We start from the raw sequence: 18,670 nt of genomic DNA on the forward strand, positions 1-18,670 counted from the left end.
CTTATTCTGTACAAAATATAGAGGATTTAAAAGCCAAAATACACGATTTTATCTACCGTTATAATCACACAAGAAGGCAAAAGCGTTTGGACCGGCAGTCTCCTGTTAACTTCCGTAAGAAGTTTTCCGCAGCATAAAGGGAAGGAAATGGCTCCCTTTAAATGAATGAGTTGATTTTTTAGTAATGCATCACTTGATGTGGAGTGAACGCATGATACCTTTTTTCGGAGAGGCAGCTGATATCCTCCAGCTGCTTCCTGGCTCGAAAGTCATGCGAGAAGAGGCTCCATGTCAAGTGTTTAAGCTGAACGATCAAGTTTAAATGATTAAACCAGGGAGCAATTCCCTTCAGTAAAATCAATATGTTTCATTTAAGACTCTACTATTTGGGGGCTTGACCACGGTTCTCTTGTCCCATTCGGGAGTCGAAATAAAAGCTTGGAGAATCTTAATTTCCAGATTAATAAAGGGAAGTGTAAGACCGAAACCAATAGGGGTTTTTTTTCTGATTAATAATCAGGAAGCATGGGTTTTTGGGACACAAGAACCGTCCCCGTGTCCCGGTGAAAAAGCTGGAGAATTTATTGATGCAGTGAGTCTAGGGAAATGGTCGTTTGATCGGCTTTCTGGGACGTTGGCAGAACTTCATGTGAATCCGATTGAACGTGGAGTTGAGGATGTTACTATTTTTAAATCGGTTGGGGCGGCTTATTTTGATTTTGCTGTGGCGAAGGGTGTCTTCGAAAAGGCGAAAGAACTGAATCTAGGTGAGGAGATTTTTTTGTAGGATGGATAAGGCAAAACCCAGGTATAGGCGAAGGTTTTAAAAAAGGATAGATTGAGCAATTTTTTGCGGCTCATCTATCCTTTTTCTGGTGCAAAAATAAGCCGTGATTTTCTCTTGAACTACAACTTTCTCCATTCAACTCAAACTCACACATTATTAAGAGGAAGTCATCCTACTAAGGTCCCTTGCAATTTTTCCTAAATCTTGTTATTCTTAGGTAGAATTATTTTTGTTCGGTGTAAAGTTCGACTCTTCGTTCTAATGATCACTTTGGGCAAGGATAGTAATACAATGTGCTCTAGCACTAGGAGGCAACAAACATGGAACAAGGTACAGTTAAATGGTTTAACGCAGAAAAAGGTTTCGGATTCATCGAGCGCGAAGGTGGAGAAGATGTATTCGTTCATTTCTCTGCAATCCAATCTGAAGGCTTCAAATCATTAGACGAAGGTCAAAAAGTTACTTTCGACGTTGAGCAAGGTGCACGTGGACCTCAAGCTGCTAACGTTCAAAAAGCTTAATTTTGATATAGCATACCGAAACAGACTCCAAAAGGGTCTGTTTTTTTATTTTCAAAAATAACAGCAATAAAAAAACCCCTACTCAACGAACGAGTAGGGGCATGGTACCGGTAAAGTAAAAAATTTAAAGCAAAAGGTTATTTACATTATAACACAACAATCTCATAATCAAATGATTAGAGAAATTTAGCAAGTGCATGATAATGACAACATAGAAGGCACACAAATGGAGGAATGGATGATGAAATTTCCAAACGACGCAGATGGAGAAGCATTGCGCAGTTTGTTTAATGAAGGTGTCAGTTTTAAAAAGCCGCAGCCAGTCGATTTTTTTATAGCTGTGCCGGATAAGGCAACTGGCGAGAAGCTTCTGCCCGTATTGAAGGAAGAAGGCTTGCATGGCTTACTCGAGCAGGATGATGAGACAGATGAGTGGGCTTGCAGTTACTCGAAAAGGATGCTCCTTAACCATAGCGAATTAAAAAAAGTGCAGGAAAAGCTGGATAAAATAAGCAAGCCTTACGGCGGCCATTCTGATGGCTGGGGCGTATTTATAGAATAAAATGCAGGTGATGACATGCTTCATACTTTTTTAGGTGAAACAATCGGGTATGATTTGATTTATAAAAATCGGAAAACAATCGGCATTTATATGGATTTGTACGGCCATGTCGAAGTCCACGCTCCTAAGGGGACCTCAGATGCAAGTGTGCTCCAAATCCTAGAAGGCCAATGGGACTTGATCCTGCAAAGGGCGAAGGAAATGAAAGAGCGGGCCGGTAGGGAAAAAGAGTACGGACCAGGCGGACAATTTCTATATTTGGGCAGGCTCTATCACATTCTGATTTCCCAGGATGCAGATATCGAAAAAGACAATGCCGTGTTCGAGGAAGACAAGCTCCATGTATACGTGAATGAGCAAAATGAAGAGAGCATCAAACAGGCTTTGAAGCGATTTTATTATCAGCAGTGCAAAGCATTAGTCGAAAAACGGGTTAAATTTTATCAAAGCGAATTCAAAATAAAGCCGCGCTCGATGCGAATCACGGACAGTAAGACGAACTGGGGAACGTGTGATTCCATGAGGAATTTGACATTCAATTGGAAGCTTTCCATGGCACCAATAGAAGTGATTGATTATGTTGTCGTCCATGAAATGTGCCATATGGTCCATATGAATCACGACCGTTCATTTTGGCGGCTTGTCGGAAAAATCATGCCTGAATATGAACGGTGTGAGCGCTGGCTCGCTGTGTCGGGGTGGAGGATGGAGGTTTAGTGTAGCGGGGGTGACAGATCCTCTCAGCGGAGCAAAAAACTTCAAAAATATTATCCATATACTAAAAAGGGATAGATGAGCGTTCTTTTCTTGAAATTGGATAGCGTATCGCTGCTTATGATTGGAGTCTAAGCCGATCCCACAATTTACTTTGACCGACGAGAATTAGGGCTATCTGGCTTTGGCGCTGATCTGCGCCTTGTTTATCAGAAAAACACAGGGTACGTCCCCATTTCCGTTCAGCAGAACGCAGAGGATTCTTCGGTTCTATTCCACAAATGGGTGTGACGATCGGAACGGTGATGGGTACACAATGAGCATATCAACGTCCCTGTGCTCCTTCGTTTGTGAACATTTTATGAACGTAATCCAAAAGATAGTAACAAAAATCACATTGCGTGATTTGATTCACTTGGTTGGTAAATTCTCCTCGTTATAATAACCTTCGAGACCATTACATTAAGGGGGAGAGGCAATGAAAAAGTTTGGATTAATGCTATTAACTGGAGCTTTAACAATAAGTTTAGCCGCTTGCGGGGGGACTGAGGAAAAAGCAAATACATCGGCCGGGAATGAAGAAAACGCCGCAGCATCAGCAGATCAGTCAGTAGAGGAGTTTACAATCACGGCTACTAATTGGGAATTCACTTCTGATAGGGAGTTAACGATTCAAAAAGGAAAGAAAGTGAAGCTGAACTTGGTTAATAAAGAAGGGTTGCATACCATCGGAAATGATGAATTAGGTTTGGACCTTAAAGCTGATGCTCCTTCTGAATTCACAGCAGAGAAAACTGGCGAATACAAGTTAATTTGTTCCACAGTTTGCGGTGCTGCAGAAGATCATGAAGAGATGGTCATTAAACTAAACATTGTTGATTAATAAGATCCATAGGGACGGTTCTCTTGTCCCATTCGGGAGTCGAAATAAAAGCTTGTAGAATCTTAATTTCCAGATTAATAAAGGGAAGTGTAAGACCGAAACCAATAGGGGTTTTTTATCTGATTAATAACCAGAAAGCATGGGGTTTTCGGGACACAAGAACCGTCCCCGTGTCCCGATAAAACATTTAAAGGAATTGTAGGCACATCCATTATCAAGTTTTTCGATTTAACCCTGGGGAGAACAGGGCTATCAGAAAAAGAGGCAAAAATAATGAACATCCCCTGTGGCTCTGTAACCATTACTGCATCTGACATCGCTGGTTACTATCCTGATGATAAAAAAATGAAATTGAAACTTGTCTACCATAAAGAGACACATAAAGTTCTTGGCGGGCAAATTATTGGAGAAAATGGCGTCGATAAACGAATCGATGTACTAGCGACGGCCATATTCCATTCCATGACGACCGAAGAGCTGCTTGATGTAGATTTGGCGTATGCTCCCCCATATAATGGGGTCTGGGATCCTATTCAGCAGGCAGCTAGGAGAGTGGAGTAGGTGGGGATGGCGAAAATAAATGGGTGCAAAGGGGAGGAACCTTTTGCGCCCTTTTCGTGATTGGTTTTTGGAAGCAAAGGTATGTCCCTCGCGTCTTTCTTTTTTCCCTTTATAAAACATTGATTAAAAATCTTTACAAAGTTAAATACTTTGGTATACTAATGTTAGTGCTAACTAACACAAGGGTGCAATGATGATAAGTGGGATATCACAAGCGGGAAATTTGAGTAAGCTAAAAGCTCAATATATTGAAGCTCAACGTACGGGAGACAAAAGGGCAATGAACATGGCAAGAGCAGAGGCAATGAAAGTCATGAACGAGGGAGGAAAAGTTGGAGATACAGTTGTGATTAGTGAAGAGGCATTAACTCAATATCATTCAACGAAATAAATTTATTATTATGCTTGTAAGCACTAACAATGCATGATCATCTCGCTAACATTCATTTATATGGAATATTAGTTATTACTAACATACTTCTTGTGTTGGCGACTACTATCATTCACTTATAATCGTGTTTGTAACCTCTATCATTTCAGGGGATTAGCTACAGAGTATTTCTATTGTTAGGTAGTTAACGATAGTATTTTTCACAACTAATGTTAGTACTTGCTAACTTACTTTTAAGAATTGGAGGAATAAACATGAAAAATATCAAAACAGATGTATGTATTGTAGGGACAGGGCCATCTGGCGCATTACTTGGTTTGTTATTAGCTAAACAAGGACATGAAGTATTGCTTTTAGAGAAGTTCGCTAATCTTGAACGAGATTACCGGGGAGAAATTCTTCAGCCATCTACCCTGCAACTGCTGGATCAGATTGACATGCTTGAATATATACTGGAGCAGCCTCATAAGAAAATAGCACAAGGCGGGATCCATTATAAAGGAAAAAGAATAATGGAATTTAAAATGGATGACATTTCTAGAGAATACCCTTATGCCATTCAAATGGCACAATCAACATTCATTCAGGCATTACTAAAAGAGGCGGAAAAATTTCCGAACTTTAAAATGCATTTCAACTCTAATGTTAAAACCCTTTTAAAAGATGAAACCGGTCAAGTGATTGGAGTGCAAGGTACCATTGAAAAGGAGCCAGCAGAAGTTTTTGCTAAAGTAACGGTAGGCAGTGATGGAAGGCAATCTACAATTAGGAGAGAAGCGTCATTTAAGGAAGTTAATGAGCATCATCGCAGTAACTTAATTTGGTTCACAATAGATTGGCCATCCCATTTACCTCATGAATTAATGTATATGTTTACTGGGAAAAATAACTTATTCATGATTCCAAAGTACCCAGATAAAATGCAAATAGGATATACATTTACAAAGGAACAACAAGCCAGGGTAAAAGAAAATAACTATAAAGAAATTAAAGACCTTGTAATTGAACAAATTCCGGAATTAAAAGAACGGGTGGAAAACTCAAAACAATTTGTCAAGCTACAAGTCATTTCCTTGACATTGGACCATTGGGCTGCAGATGGATTAGTTTTGGTGGGTGATGCTGCTCATGTGATGACTCCGATTGGTGTAATCGGAATTAATGTGGCTTTAGCTGATTCTATTGTGGCTGCTGAAGTCATTCTTGAAGCACTTAACGAAGGTGATTATTCGGTTAATAAGTTGTCAGAGATAGAAAAAAAACGCAAGCCCGAAGCCGATGAACTTCAAAGGTTACAAATCAAGGTGGAATCATTGATTTTTACCACAAATCCGATTGTATCCCAGTTGCGTCCATATCTCGTACAATTTATGTCTAAAACTCCGCTAGTCAACATTCTTATGAAAAAGTTTTTCTTCCCTGTAAATCAGAGAAAGGCAGGGTAGGTTAAAAAATGAGTTTTTTCGAGCTGTATGTTAGTTGTCACTAACGAACATTACCGCAAAAAGCAAGATTCTTCAACGAATTTCAAATGTTATATCAAAGCGGCCAGTCAAAGTTATAACTAACATTCAATCAGAAGGTATAACAAAAATTTTCGCAAAACGTTAGTTTGTACTAACTTAATTTTAGGGGGAAGCTATGAAAATCCTGACGTTTTTATCTGAGTTAATCCGAAAGAACCCTATGAAGCTTATTATCTTATCTATTGTCGTTGTCCTGCTTTTTGCTGCTGGTGCGCCTGCAATGAAAATGGCTACCGGCAATGAAACTCTGATTGAGGAAGATACAAAAGCCTACAAGGATAACCTGGCATTGGAGGAAGAGTTTGGGGGTGAATCGATTCTTGTATTATACGAAGCTGAAAAATCTGAAGACCTTTTAACAATCGATACTGTTAACCACATGGCGGGATTGGAAAAAAAGCTGGGTTCTTATGAGGATATTTATACGGTTATAAGTCCTAATACGATGATCAATCAGATTTCTGTCAAGCAGTCCGAAAAATACAAGGAAGGTCTTGATGAAGTCATTTCTGGTTTGGACAAAATGGGCAGCAGCTTGACTGAGATAAGCAAAAAGCTGAACCAGAATGCCGGAGGACAGCCGCCCGGCGGAAAAAATATCGAACAGAACCTGGCTGAGCTAAACAATGGATTAAGTAAAATGATCGAGGGCCAGAAAAAGCTGTCTGCTGGAACTGCCCAGATGGCGAATGGATATGCGCAAATGGGGGGGCAATTGCACGAGGCTGCTCTGAACATGCAAAAAGTCAGCGAACAGCTGGGAAAATCGCTTGATTCAAATCCGCAGCAGCAAAAACAGGTTCAGCAGCTGATCCAGATGAGCAATCAGTTCGTCCAGCTGTCGCAAAAAATGAATGAAGCCTCCTTGAATGGTTCAAAAATGACGGTCATACCTGAAAATACGATTAAAGGGCTAAGCGGGATGCAACAGGGGCTTAATAGTCAAAAGGCCACCTTCAGTGAATTGAATAAGAAGCAAGCAAGCCAATTGAATGATTTAAAAACATTGTCTGCCGGGCTTTCTGAAATGGGGAGCAATTTGATCAAAATCAGCGAAAACCTGGAAACAATGGTTTCCTATTCGGATAATATGTCCCCGGGCCTTCCGCAAAAACAAAAAACGCTGGATAAAATGATTTATGAAGAGGATGGTGACCTTCGCGATTTATTCAGTGAGGTGATCGTAGACGAAAAGTACATGCTTTTCATCGTGAAGCTGGAAGGGAATGTTGATGACTCGGTGAAAAGTGAGATTTCAGGCGCGATTAAAGAATATCTTGATGACAATAGACTGGAAAACGTCGAAACGATGGTGTCAGGGAAGCCGGTGCTTGACGATGCGATCAGGACATCAATGAAGGACAGCATGCAAAAAATGATGGGTCTGTCCATCCTGTTCATGATCCTTGTTTTAACGCTCGTCTTCAAGGTCAGATGGAGATTGCTTCCACTTGTGGTCATTTTGCTGGCAGTTGTCGCAACTGTTGGTTTGATGGGATGGCTGAGCATTCCGATGACAATGGTTTCAATGGCTGTATTCCCGATATTAATTGGGCTTGGCATTGACTATGCGATCCAGTTCCAGAGCCGCTATTCAGAAGAAATGGACACAAGGGGTGAGGCATAATGGAAAAAAACAATAAACAGAAAAGCATTTTAAGTTTAAAACAAACCGTCAAACACATAGTGCCTGCTGTAATGACAGCCATTATTGCGACAGGGCTTGGCTTTATGGCGCTATTTACCTCACCTGTTCCCATGATCCAGGATTTCGGGAAAATGCTGACACTTGGAATCGTCATCAGCTTTTTTGCAGGCTTATTCATCTTGATTCCCATTCTATTTACAAGGGATCATTTTTTTGCAAAAGAAAGCAAGAAAGGCGTCAAAACAGGTGAATCGTCAAAATCAGAAAGATTCCTTGAGGGACTAACAAAGAAAGTAATTTCTTTAAAATGGCTGGTCATTTTACTAGCTCTATCCACGGCAGTTTTTGGCATATGGGGAGATTTAAAAGCAGGAGTAGAGACCGATGTAGAAACTTTTATGCCGCAGGATACACAGGAATTAAAGGATATTCATAAGTTAAGGGATATACTTGGAACAACCGACCAGGTAACGATTATGTACAGTACCGACAATGTACTGGATAAAGAAACAATCAACTGGACGGGCCGAATGACAGAATCGATCACCAATGAATTTCCTGAAGTAGTAGTAGAAACAAAGTCGATTGCAAGTGTCCTTGAACAGACAAATGACGGGAAGATTCCAGAGGATCCAGAGGGAATTGTAAATGATTTGCCCGAGGATCAGGTTAAGCTTCTGGTGAATGAAGGAGGGACAAAAGGCGTTATCACAGTTGGCATTAAACACCTTGAGGCGAGTGCACTGAAAGAGTTTATCGGCAATCTGGAGTCCTATGTTGAAGCCGAGGAGCAGAATGGCATCGATACAACTGTTACGGGCAAATCAGTACTGGATGTTGAAATGGTATCTTCGCTGACATCCGGTCGTCATGAAATGACCTTGCTTGGAATTGGGCTTGTCTTTATTGGACTTTTGGCGATCTACAGACATCCCGTAAAGGCCTTTATTCCGCTGCTTCCTATTCTTTTCATTGTTGGGTGGTCTGGAGGCATCATGTATTTGTTTGATATAAGCTATACACCGCTTACTGCCACACTTGGCGCCTTGATTATCGGAATAGGGACAGAGTTTACAATTTTGATCATGGAGCGTTTTTATGAGGAAAGGAAAAAAGGTTTCTCTGGTGTTGAAGCAATATTGATTGCCAACAAAAAAATTGGCAAGGCTGTTTTAGCTTCAGGGTTATCTGTGATAGGAGGTTTTAGTGCCCTTCTTGTTTCAGACTTCGTTATTTTAAGTAATTTTGGTATGATGACCTTAATAAACGTTTTCTTTTCACTGATCAGCACAATCATCGTCATGCCAGCCATACTGGTCCTACTAGACAGGCTGGTAAAGACTAAAACGAAAGCTGAGAGGGAAGTGCAAACAAAAACGGGGTGAACGGTGCTTGAGAGATAAAACAGACCAAATTATAAAAGCCGCAATAAATGTCTTTATCAAAAAAGGCTTTTTGCAATCAACTACCCAGGAAATAGCCAAAGAAGCAGATGTTGCAGAGGTTACCCTATACCGGAAATTTTCAACGAAGCAAAATTTATTCGAGACAGTAATTAAGAAATCACTGGAAAATCACTTCAAAACCAGGATATTTAAACTGGCTGAAGAGGGAACCGACCGATTTTTTGAAGAAATTCTCGATGAACGCCTGGAGGTAATATCCAAAAACCATCAATTGATTAAAATGCTTGTTTCCGAAAGTTTGATGGGGAACCTAACTGGGGATCTTGATTTTCCGAGCGTAATATATAATGGATTGAAGGCAGGAATCCAGCTGCATTTTGAAAAACAAAACATTGCCGCCGATCCAGGGATCTTTGCACACCAGATCACCGGCATCCTTGTCAGCAATGTTCTATTTGTAAAGGAGACACCCTATTACAAATTAGCAAAAGAAGAAAAACAGAAGATTTTGGACCATTATACGACTTCGTTAATGGCCAACTTATAAAAAAAAGGGGACCAAGGGACGCTGCTCTTGTCCCATTCGGGAGTCGAAATAAAAGCTGAATGATGGTTAAATAACCTAAGGGAAGCTAAATAATGCTTCCCTTTAAATTTGATTAGAGACATGCAGATGTTTTTTCATTCACATTCATATAGCTAACAAAAGGCTTGGAATATCCCAAGCTTTTTTCCTTTATATACTGTTAATAAACTGTTAATAAACATCTTTCTGATGCTCATAACAATAAATCTTCCCATTGAATTTATGGTTTGATATACAATATGATTTAACTCTATCAGACACGGATTTATTACAGATTGAACAAGTTGCTTGAGTGGTGTTGTCTGTAGTATCAGCCTTTAATGCCTGCTCGTGTTCTTGTCTAATTGCAGGGTCTTTTATATTTGCATCTGAAAATACATTGTAAGCCATTGAAATCTCGCTCTCGCTTAAAAGTGGTTTTTTATGTTGAATTTTTGAAACAGAAACTTTTCGGTGAATGAACTCTGATAGCTCGATATCATAAACGATAAGTTCGTTTGACTGTATTTTCCGGTATTCCAAATCAACTTTAAACGTAGCTCGCTTAGTAAAAGAAACAAAGGATACAAAGAAATCATCGTACTTTTGATCAATCAAGGATGATAATGCTTTTATATGCCCGTAGTTTTGGACAAACGGGTTCAACATTTTGAACTTTCCATTGACTGACCATGTTTTTCTGTCTTTCCCGCCGTATATCGTTCCTTGATAATTTTTCGTTTCAATCACAAAAATGCCATATGGTGTCAACACAACATGGTCAATCTGTGAATATCCTGACTTTGCTTTTGGGTTCTTTATAAGAAGGTCACTTAAGTAGCGGCAGTCCTTTGGGAGCTGATCTAGCTGTATATCAATCTTGTATTCTCCAATTTCACCTTTTCTTACGGCAACCTGTTTTGGAGCAACAGTTTTCGCCTTTTTAGGAGTTGCCTCTGTCTTTTGCTTTTTCAAGAAATTAAGAAATAATAACATGATCCTCTCTCCTTGCTGTAAAGTGTTCCTCTCTTATACTTTCGTTCTAATACCCTCTTTACTTAAGCTTTTATTTGATATAATGGAAAAAATAACTAATTCCTGACTTGGGTTTAGGGAGTTTGTTGAAGGGGTGATTTCTGTGGAGTTGGGGAAAGTACTGAAAATTATTGACCGCGCAATCAGAAATACTTGGTTAGATAAGATTTCAAAAGACCATGAGTCGTTTTATCTGTTAAAAGAAGATACTTTAAAGAATGCTCTCTATTACCATTTACGGACTGAACTTGCTAGTTTATTAGAAAAGCATAATTTAAGGATTTATACGGAATTTTATCATGCTGGATTTATTGCGGACCTTGCCATTGTGATATTGAATGGTGATCCAGGTAACAATAATCATTTGAAGGATGATATCGATAATGTTCTGGCAATCATTGAATTGAAGTATAAAGCATGCAGTACAATGAAGTTTTTCGAAGACGATGTACAAAAAATAAAGAACTATATAGATGCTACACCATCACCTACTACTCAGTACTATTTAGCTTTTATCCATGAAGCGGAATACGAATATATTGAAGATGACTCGTGGCTGACTCTCGAACAACAAGTATGGGCAAAAGATCGATTAACGGAGTTATCGGGACACTATATAGATGGTGAAATGACCTGGACAGTACTGTCGCATAACGTGGAAGGAGTTTGAATATGAAGCTCGTTACATGGAATGCTTCTATGCGATTCAGAGACAAAATTGATAATATAATCCCATACAACGCAGACATTTTAGTCATCCCAGAATGTGAGGCTCCAGAAAAATGGAGAGGGAAAAATCACCTTAAGGCTATTAATCAATTTCTCTGGTTTGGTGACAATTTAAATAAGGGCATCGGAATACTCAATTTAAATGATGCCTTTAATATAAAGTTGCATCCATCCTATAATAAGGATTTTCGCTATATTATTCCTTTAATAGTCACTGGAAAACAAGATTTCCTTCTGTTTGCAATTTGGTCTCAATTTACAAAGAGCAGGTTTGATAGCTATATAGGGCAAATATTTCTGGCTTTAAAGTATTATGAAGCCTTACTTAAAGAGCCGTGTATTATTGCAGGTGATTGGAACAGTAATAAAATATTTGATCACATTAAACGTGTAGGAACCCACTCTGATGTAATTGATTTTCTGGGGAAAATAAATATTCGAAGCACATATCATCATTTGTTTAATGAGGAACAAGGTCTTGAATCACAGCCAACGCATTATTTTAGGAAGAGTAAATCTATCCCATTTCACATTGACTTTATTTTTGCGTCAGAAATACTCCTTAAACAGGTAAGAAACTTCGAAATTGGAACCTATGATGAATGGATTAGTTTCAGTGATCATATGCCGATATTTATGGAACTTAATTCTGAATTGGGTGATTGAAAAAAAGCGGGAGAGGCAGCAAAATACCATCGAAACTCCTACTTTAAATGCTTTTATTAAGTTGATAGAAATGAAGTGATAAAATGAAACTTAAAATACAAGTTCCCTTTTTTATAGTCGGACTTATACTTTTTAGTTACGGTATAGCTGTGGCAATCAAGGTAAAGTACCTAGGAGTCCACCCCTGGGATGTATTGAATATTGCACTTTATGAGAAGTTTGGTTTTACAATCGGAACATGGAACGTGCTTTTTGGTGTCATGTTAGTTCTTGTTTCGCTTTTGATTGATCGAACTTTTGTTAATATTGGTACTTTTATTAATGCGTTGATGGTTGGTACGATGGTTGACTTTTTTCTCTGGCTGGATGTTTTGCCCCAGGCTTCCACTCTCATGTTTGATGTTTTGGTATTGCTGCTTGGCGTTGTGATCATGGGTATCGGAGGCGGAATGTATAATGCTGCTCGAATCGGATCAGGGCCAAGAGACGGATTTATGCTTGCGATTTCAGTTAAGCTCGGGTATTCAATCAGCAGAGTGCGAATTATTGTCGAGAGTGTTGTGCTGGTGGTTGCCATATTATTGGGCGGGCCGGTCTTTATTTTCACCTTTATTTATACATTTATCCAGAGTCCTATTTTCCAGGCTTCCTACAAGGTCTGTACAAGATGGATTGAAAAGTTATCTAACTCAATAAACAAAAAGGTGATTTTTATGTAATAAAACAGAGACAAGGGGACAGCGGAACAGTCTCGCTGTCTCACTTGAAGGAGATTTTTGGAGAAGTAAAACCTGCTCTAAAAGTGGCTAAAAGGAGAACCTTTATGGGGTTCTTTTTTTTATTTAGAAACACGAAAAAAAAGATTGCGAATACTCTGATAGAGTTTTAAAATGAGGGAGGGAAAGTGATAGAGAGAGAAGGATCAGCATGTGGATTGCCGCGGCATTTATAACGACGTTAAGCTTTGGGATCAATAATACGATTTTTAAATGGAGTACAGCACGACATCTATCTAAGGTACATATTCAGTTTTTCTTTTACTTGGTAGCCTTTCTGGTCACCCTTGGTTATGGAGTGATAGCTAGGGCGCTGGAGTTTAACTTTATGGCAATGGTCCTTGGCGGCCTGATTGGAATATTGAATGCAAATGGGAATATCCAAATGTCGAGGGCATTTGAGAAGGGACCGGCCAGCCTGACATCGCCTCTGGTAGGCGCAAACGCGATATTTCCCATTCTCGGTGCAGCGATTATTTTTCACGAACAGATCAGCCTGCTCCAGTGGCTGGGCATTGTTTTCATTCTGGGTTCGGCCTTAGTGATTCAATATTCGCCAGGTTCGAACCGCGGAACCGAGTATGGTCCATGGCTTTTCCGGGTGCTTTTGGCCATTCTTTCGTTCGGGATTCTTGGAATCTTGATGAAGACCACTTCTTATTTGCAAATCAGTTCGCTTAATACATTAATTTGCATGTATGGCGGCGGAAGTATTTATTTGGGGATTAACAGCATTCGGGAAAAAGAGCATTGGCAGCGGACAGAAGCCAATATCGGTTCCCTCGTTGGCTTGATCAGTGTCATCGGCTACAGCTGTTACTTTTATGCCTTGCAAGAGGGAACAGCCAGCATCATCTTCCCGATTGTCAGCCTGAATTGCCTGGTCGTCATACTTGCTGGCATCTGGCTTTTTAAGGAGAAAATCAAAATGTATCAGCTTGTTGGAATTTTTTCAGCTTTGCTTGGTATTATTTTTACAAAAATTTGAGTTGAAAAGGCAGCCGCCATCGGTTGCCTTTTTCGATAGGGACACAGGGGCGGTTCTCATGCCCACACGAGATTCGAAACAGGATTACAATTATGATCTTCGGAAATCGACGTATGACAATGCATGTCATTCCTTCAGCAATAACATTCCATAAAGATTGCAAAGTCTATGAGAAAGTATCTGATCTGGCATTAGAAGAGTTATTTCAATAAGGTTTATTGATAGGCAGATCCTTTCTTTTTTGGAAAGGATCTTTTGTTTAATTAGGAGGTTGCTTAAGTAGCAGTAGTCCTTTGGCAGCTGGTCTAGCTGGGGAGTTCCCGAGGGGTACGGATTTAAAAATTAGAAAGGAAGGCTTCTTTATATAAGAGGCCTTCTTTTTTCAGTTGAAAGAACAATAAAGAAAATACTGTCGGAGGATTAAATTTAAAATATTCTAAATATTTATTGACTTTAATAAAAGAAGGTGATTAAATAAAAATATAAATTGGTTGGGTCACTGAACCATTGGAGGTGTAAAAGATATTCTATGAAAGTCTTGATTACTGAAATGATATGGCCTGAAGGGATTGTAGAGTTAGAGCAAAATGGCTTCCATGTAGTTTATGATGAATCGTTATGGAGAAAAAGAGATGAGCTTTTGGCAGTCATAGGAGAGTATGATGGGCTTATTGTAAGGAATCAAACAAGAGTCGACAAAGAACTATTAGAAGCAAGCAGTAACCTGAAAATTGTCGGAAGGCTTGGCGTTGGTTTAGATAATATTGAATTAAAAGCAGCAAAAGAAAAGGAGATTAAAGTAGTTTTTGCCCGGCATGCAAATGCAACATCTGTAGCTGAGTATGTAATGGCTGCGTTATTAAGTGCAGTAAGGCCGCTTCAGCTAGCGGATCTTGATATCAGGAGTGGGAACTGGGATCGCAAGACTTTTACTGGCAGGGAGCTTAGCAATAAAAAACTTGGTCTTATAGGATTGGGTGAAATTTCTCACCGTGTTGCGAAACGAGCAAATGCTTTTGGGATGGATGTTATTGGCTATGACCCATTCATAACCTCTTATGATCATATTATCTCAGAAACCGGCGTGAGATTAAAAAGTTCATTGGAGGATTTACTCAGTGAAGCACACTTCGTTTCCCTGCATGTACCTTTGACAATGGAAACCAAGCATTTGATTTCAAGCAATGAATTTAAAATGATGAGGAATGATGCTTTTATCATCAATACCTCTAGAGGCGGCATTATCGAAGAAAATCATCTTGCTGAAGCCTTAGACAATAACCTTATAGCAGGTGCTTTTTTGGATGTGCTGGAAGTAGAGCCTGTTACCTCCACACATAAATTGCTAAACTGCAACAATGTCGTTTTAACACCTCATATTGCTGGGTTAACAGAAGAATCGCAGCTAAGAACTTCTTTACTCGTCGCAAAGGAAGTCAGCAAATCCTTAAACGGTGAAACTTCGTTATGTGCTATTTAGCAGATTTATAGATTTTATATTATTAAATGATAGGAGGAAGTTTTATGACTAAATCTGTCCAGACAGAAACAGTGGTTAATGAAGAAAGAAAGACTAGCACTCACAAGTTCTTGATTCATGAGCAGGGGGATCATGTAGGCGTTGCAACCTCACCCATCCAGGCTGGTGAAAGAGTGAAAGGGATATACATGAGTGACAATACGGAAGTGGAATTCCTTGCTTTAGGGGACATTCCTTTAGGTCATAAGATTGCTCTGGTTGACTTAGAGGAAAATCAGCCAGTGCTTAAATATGGCATACAAATCGGGCTGACAACAAAGAAGTGGATTGCAGGGGACTATGTACACACTCATAATATCAAAACGGCGAGGTGGTAAGGATGGGAAATCAATTATTCGGTTATCGCAGAGAAAATGGAAAAGTAGGTATTCGTAATCATGTCATCATTTTACCAGTGGATGATATTTCTAATGCAGCTTGTGAAGCAGTTGCGAGGCAAATTCAAGGGACAATGGCACTGCCTCATGCCTATGGCCGGCTTCAGTATGGACCGGATTTGGACCTTCATTTCAGGACGATGATTGGAATTGGTTCCAATCCTAACGTAGCCGCAGTAGTGGTAATCGGTATCGAGGAAAACTGGTCCAAGCTGATCGCTGATGGAATAGCAGAGACAGGAAAGCCAGTCTCGTATTTCTCTATTGAAGGGAATGGGGATTTGGAGATCATCCGACAGGCTTCATGGAAAGCTAAGGAATATGTACAATGGGCATCAGAGCTGCAAAAGGAACCGATCGAACTGAGCGATTTGACTGTGAGCATTAAATGTGGCGAGTCCGATACAACAACAGGATTAGGTTCATGTCCAACAGTTTCGCAGGCAGTCGATCGTCTGGTGGATGCAGGAGCAACAGTATTTTTTGGTGAAACATCAGAGCTGACAGGCGGAGAGCATCTTATCTATAACCGCATGGCAACAGATGAATTAAAGGATAAGTTCATGGGTATCTATGAAAATTATGTTGGGGAAATAGAATCAAAAGGTGTAGACCTGCTTGGTTCCCAGCCGACACAGGGCAATATTGCTGGAGGGCTTTCCACTATTGAGGAAAAAGCGTTAGGTAATATTGCTAAAACAGGAACAAAAGAGGTAATTGGTGTTCTTGATCCTGCGGAGAAACCTCTAAACGGGAATGGTTTATATTTCATGGATACTTCCTCAGCAGCAGCAGAGTGTATCACATTAATGGCTGCGGGCGGAGCCGTACTCCACCTATTCCCGACAGGCCAGGGCAACATTATCGGTAATCCAATTGAGCCTGTCGTGAAGATTACAGCAAATCCAGTTACCGCTGCTACGATGAGTGAACATATCGATGTAGACGTGCAAGGTTTGCTTTCCAGGACAATTACTATAGAAGAAGCAGGGGATCAGTTAATGGATGTCATCGCCAGGACAGTCAATGGCCGTTTAACTTGCGCGGAAGCCCTGGGACATCGGGAATTTGTCATGACAAAATTATACAGAAGCGCTTAATGTGTTCGTTCTCCCGGCCTGTTGTGCAGGGAGAACTTTTTTAATCGAAAATAGGGGGTACTTTAATGCCTAGATACAAAGCAGAAGAATTGGTAACCTTTTGTTCTGATCTCTTGACGAAAATAGGAATGAGCAGTGAAAATTCAGCCATCGTGGCAGATTCATTAATTAAGGCCAACCTTGAAGGAGTAGACAGCCACGGGATAAGCAGGCTGCCGATTTATATTAAAAGGTTTTTGGATAAAAGAATCAATCTGGAACCACAGATAGACTTTGATCAAAAAAGTCCTTCTGTACTAGTTGTTGACGGGGATAACGGACTTGGCCATGTTGTCAGCTATAAAGCTGTAAAGAAAGGGTTCGATATGGCAAAGAACTCGGGCATATCTGCGATTGCTGTTAAAAATAGCAATCATTTTGGCACCGCCTCATATTTCTGCCAATTAGCGTGTAATGAAAATTTAGCTTGTATTGCTTTTACCAATTCACCGCCTGGCATTGCACCCTGGGGAGGTAAAAGCGCTTTTTATGGAACGAATCCGATCGCTTTTGGATTCCCTACTGGGAATGATGTACCAGTTATTATTGATTTATCAACAAGTATTGTCGCAAGAGGGAAAATCATCTTTGCTGAAAAACAGGGTACCAGGATTCCAGAAGGATGGGCCATAGATGAAAACGGTTATCCAACTACAGATCCAGGAGAAGCGCTTAAGGGTTCTGTTCTTCCCATGGGAGGAGCAAAGGGAGCTGCTCTGGCTATGGCTGTGGAGATATTAACGGGTGTGTTATCCGGAGCCGCTTTTGGGCCTAATGTCAAAAATATATATAATGAAAAAGAAGAGGGCAATGCGAATGTTGGGCACTTTTTTATCATTATTGATATCGAAAAATTTATGGACTTGAACTCATTCTTTCATTCAATTAATGATTTGATTAAGGAAATGAAACTGGTCCCTTCCAGGCCGGAGATTGAGGATATCAGGTATCCCGGAGAGAGAAGGAAAAGTGCAGCAGATCAAGGAAGAATAAACGGGATTGAGTTATCAGGGAATGTAGAAAAGGAATTAAGCATGCTTGGAGAGGCCTATAATGTCTTTTTTCCGAGTTGTATAGAAAAGAGTGCCGCTTTATAAATAAAGAAAAGGCTGTGTGGTTAAGGATTACTCCTTTCTCACACAGCCTTTTTGTTATTTTGCGATATTATTATTTGTTATTGAGCGTTCAACACTTTCTAGATGCTCTCTCATATATCTTTGTGCCTGAATGACATCCTTCTTTTTAATTGCTTCTAAGATCTTATTGTGTTCTTTGACAGATTGAATCGACCTGCCTGGGATTTGAACAGACTTTGTTCTGGACTCAGACAATAGATCAATTAAATAATACATGATTCTGATCAATACCATATTTTTAGAATAATTGGTGATCGTTAAATGAAATTTATGGTCTAAGTCAGATAGTCTGTCATGATTGTTGTTTTTGGCAGCTTCCTTTGCTTCTTTAACTATCTCTTCCAGTTCACTAAAATCATCAGTATCCGAATTTTCTATAGCCCATTTTACGGTTGATTCCTCTAGGATTTTACGTACCGCGAAGAAGTCTTTAATCTGGTCTGTGGAAACAAAAAACGCCTCGGCCATTTTTTGCATTTGCTGTTCAGGAGAAGCAACAAATACACCTGTTCCATGCTTTGCAGTCAAATAGCCATAAGCCTCAAGAATTTTATAGGCTTCTCTTACTGTGTTTCTGCTTACAGAAAGCTCTATGGCCATATCTCTTTCTCCCGGAATTCTTTGGCCGGCCGTAAAGACTCCATCATGGATTTTTTTCTTAATACTGTCTGCAACTTGTTCTGAAACACCTTTCCGGTTAAATTGCATTGCGCACAATCC

Annotated in this window: 20 protein-coding genes and 1 pseudogene; 19 read left to right on the forward strand and 2 right to left on the reverse strand. The window is 39.8% G+C overall.

The features are described from left to right. The first annotated feature begins 17 nt into the window (after positions 1-17). The 11 genes and pseudogenes from M3204_RS23860 (at position 18) to M3204_RS11415 (ending at position 9,546) form a co-directional block, all read left to right on the forward strand. Positions 18-137: an IS3 family transposase gene (locus M3204_RS23860; protein ID WP_353056069.1), complete on the forward strand. Its 120-nt coding sequence runs from the start codon at positions 18-20 to the stop codon at positions 135-137. Positions 138-592: 455 nt separating this feature from the next. Continuing rightward, positions 593-787 carry a hypothetical protein gene (locus tag M3204_RS11370; RefSeq protein WP_251481642.1) on the forward strand — a complete coding sequence of 65 codons (195 nt, stop codon included), beginning with the start codon at positions 593-595 and terminating at the stop codon, positions 785-787. A gap of 320 nt (positions 788-1,107) precedes the next feature. Continuing rightward, positions 1,108-1,308: a cold-shock protein gene (locus tag M3204_RS11375; protein ID WP_026694123.1), complete on the forward strand. Its 201-nt coding sequence runs from the start codon at positions 1,108-1,110 to the stop codon at positions 1,306-1,308. 238 nt (positions 1,309-1,546) lie between these two features. Next, a complete protein-coding gene (locus M3204_RS11380; protein ID WP_251481645.1) occupies positions 1,547-1,870 on the forward strand; it encodes a ribonuclease E inhibitor RraB in 324 nt (107 codons plus the stop codon). A gap of 15 nt (positions 1,871-1,885) precedes the next feature. Beyond that, the gene (locus tag M3204_RS11385; protein WP_251481647.1) at positions 1,886-2,587 is read left to right on the forward strand and encodes a M48 family metallopeptidase; all 702 of its coding nucleotides are present in this window, start codon (positions 1,886-1,888) and stop codon (positions 2,585-2,587) included. Positions 2,588-3,062: 475 nt separating this feature from the next. Continuing rightward, on the forward strand, positions 3,063-3,467 hold the full coding sequence (locus M3204_RS11390) for a cytochrome C oxidase subunit II (RefSeq protein ID WP_251481649.1): 405 nt from the start codon (positions 3,063-3,065) through the stop codon (positions 3,465-3,467). 180 nt (positions 3,468-3,647) lie between these two features. After that, positions 3,648-4,028: pseudogene (locus M3204_RS11395) on the forward strand (CoA-disulfide reductase); the annotation flags it as partial. 645 nt (positions 4,029-4,673) lie between these two features. Continuing rightward, on the forward strand, positions 4,674-5,864 hold the full coding sequence (locus tag M3204_RS11400; protein WP_251481653.1) for an FAD-dependent monooxygenase: 1,191 nt from the start codon (positions 4,674-4,676) through the stop codon (positions 5,862-5,864). Positions 5,865-6,060: 196 nt separating this feature from the next. Further along, positions 6,061-7,572 (forward strand): MMPL family transporter, encoded by a 1,512-nt coding sequence (locus M3204_RS11405; protein ID WP_251481656.1) that lies wholly within the window; start codon positions 6,061-6,063, stop codon positions 7,570-7,572. Further along, positions 7,572-8,978 carry an efflux RND transporter permease subunit gene (locus M3204_RS11410; RefSeq protein WP_251481659.1) on the forward strand — a complete coding sequence of 469 codons (1,407 nt, stop codon included), beginning with the start codon at positions 7,572-7,574 and terminating at the stop codon, positions 8,976-8,978. The genes M3204_RS11405 and M3204_RS11410 overlap by 1 nt, the downstream gene beginning before the upstream one ends. 7 nt (positions 8,979-8,985) lie before the next feature. Then, a complete protein-coding gene (locus M3204_RS11415; protein WP_251481663.1) occupies positions 8,986-9,546 on the forward strand; it encodes a TetR/AcrR family transcriptional regulator in 561 nt (186 codons plus the stop codon). A gap of 210 nt (positions 9,547-9,756) precedes the next feature. Here M3204_RS11415 and M3204_RS11420 read toward each other — a convergent pair whose 3' ends face one another. Next, the gene (locus M3204_RS11420) at positions 9,757-10,560 is read right to left on the reverse strand and encodes a nuclease-related domain-containing protein (protein WP_251481665.1); all 804 of its coding nucleotides are present in this window, start codon (positions 10,558-10,560) and stop codon (positions 9,757-9,759) included. A gap of 142 nt (positions 10,561-10,702) precedes the next feature. On the opposite strand from M3204_RS11420, the gene M3204_RS11425 reads away from it, so the two are divergent. The 8 genes from M3204_RS11425 to M3204_RS11460 all read left to right on the forward strand — a co-directional run bounded on the left by M3204_RS11425 (position 10,703) and on the right by M3204_RS11460 (position 17,911). Continuing rightward, complete coding sequence (locus M3204_RS11425) at positions 10,703-11,269, forward strand: hypothetical protein (protein ID WP_251481668.1); 567 nt, start codon at positions 10,703-10,705, stop codon at positions 11,267-11,269. 2 nt (positions 11,270-11,271) lie between these two features. Further along, complete coding sequence (locus M3204_RS11430; protein ID WP_251481671.1) at positions 11,272-11,994, forward strand: endonuclease/exonuclease/phosphatase family protein; 723 nt, start codon at positions 11,272-11,274, stop codon at positions 11,992-11,994. Positions 11,995-12,077: 83 nt separating this feature from the next. After that, the gene (locus M3204_RS11435; RefSeq protein ID WP_251481673.1) at positions 12,078-12,713 is read left to right on the forward strand and encodes a YczE/YyaS/YitT family protein; all 636 of its coding nucleotides are present in this window, start codon (positions 12,078-12,080) and stop codon (positions 12,711-12,713) included. Positions 12,714-12,921: 208 nt separating this feature from the next. Then, complete coding sequence (locus tag M3204_RS11440) at positions 12,922-13,758, forward strand: DMT family transporter (RefSeq protein ID WP_251481676.1); 837 nt, start codon at positions 12,922-12,924, stop codon at positions 13,756-13,758. A 529-nt stretch (positions 13,759-14,287) separates the two neighbouring features. Beyond that, positions 14,288-15,238 carry a hydroxyacid dehydrogenase gene (locus M3204_RS11445; RefSeq protein ID WP_251481679.1) on the forward strand — a complete coding sequence of 317 codons (951 nt, stop codon included), beginning with the start codon at positions 14,288-14,290 and terminating at the stop codon, positions 15,236-15,238. A 44-nt stretch (positions 15,239-15,282) separates the two neighbouring features. Next, positions 15,283-15,615 (forward strand): UxaA family hydrolase, encoded by a 333-nt coding sequence (locus M3204_RS11450; protein ID WP_251481681.1) that lies wholly within the window; start codon positions 15,283-15,285, stop codon positions 15,613-15,615. Positions 15,616-15,617: 2 nt separating this feature from the next. Then, the gene (locus tag M3204_RS11455; RefSeq protein ID WP_251481684.1) at positions 15,618-16,775 is read left to right on the forward strand and encodes a UxaA family hydrolase; all 1,158 of its coding nucleotides are present in this window, start codon (positions 15,618-15,620) and stop codon (positions 16,773-16,775) included. Between the two features lie 65 nt (positions 16,776-16,840). Continuing rightward, entirely contained in the window at positions 16,841-17,911 is a 1,071-nt protein-coding gene (locus M3204_RS11460) for an Ldh family oxidoreductase (protein WP_251481687.1), read from the forward strand. A 54-nt stretch (positions 17,912-17,965) separates the two neighbouring features. Here the strand turns inward: M3204_RS11460 and M3204_RS11465 are convergent, their stop codons facing one another. Beyond that, positions 17,966-18,658 (reverse strand): FadR/GntR family transcriptional regulator, encoded by a 693-nt coding sequence (locus M3204_RS11465; protein ID WP_251481689.1) that lies wholly within the window; start codon positions 18,656-18,658, stop codon positions 17,966-17,968. Positions 18,659-18,670 lie beyond the last annotated feature (12 nt).

Origin of the sequence: Mesobacillus subterraneus (genome assembly GCF_023715485.1) — a bacterium.
In the GTDB taxonomy this organism is placed as follows: Bacteria; Bacillota; Bacilli; order Bacillales; family Cytobacillaceae; genus Mesobacillus; species Mesobacillus subterraneus_B.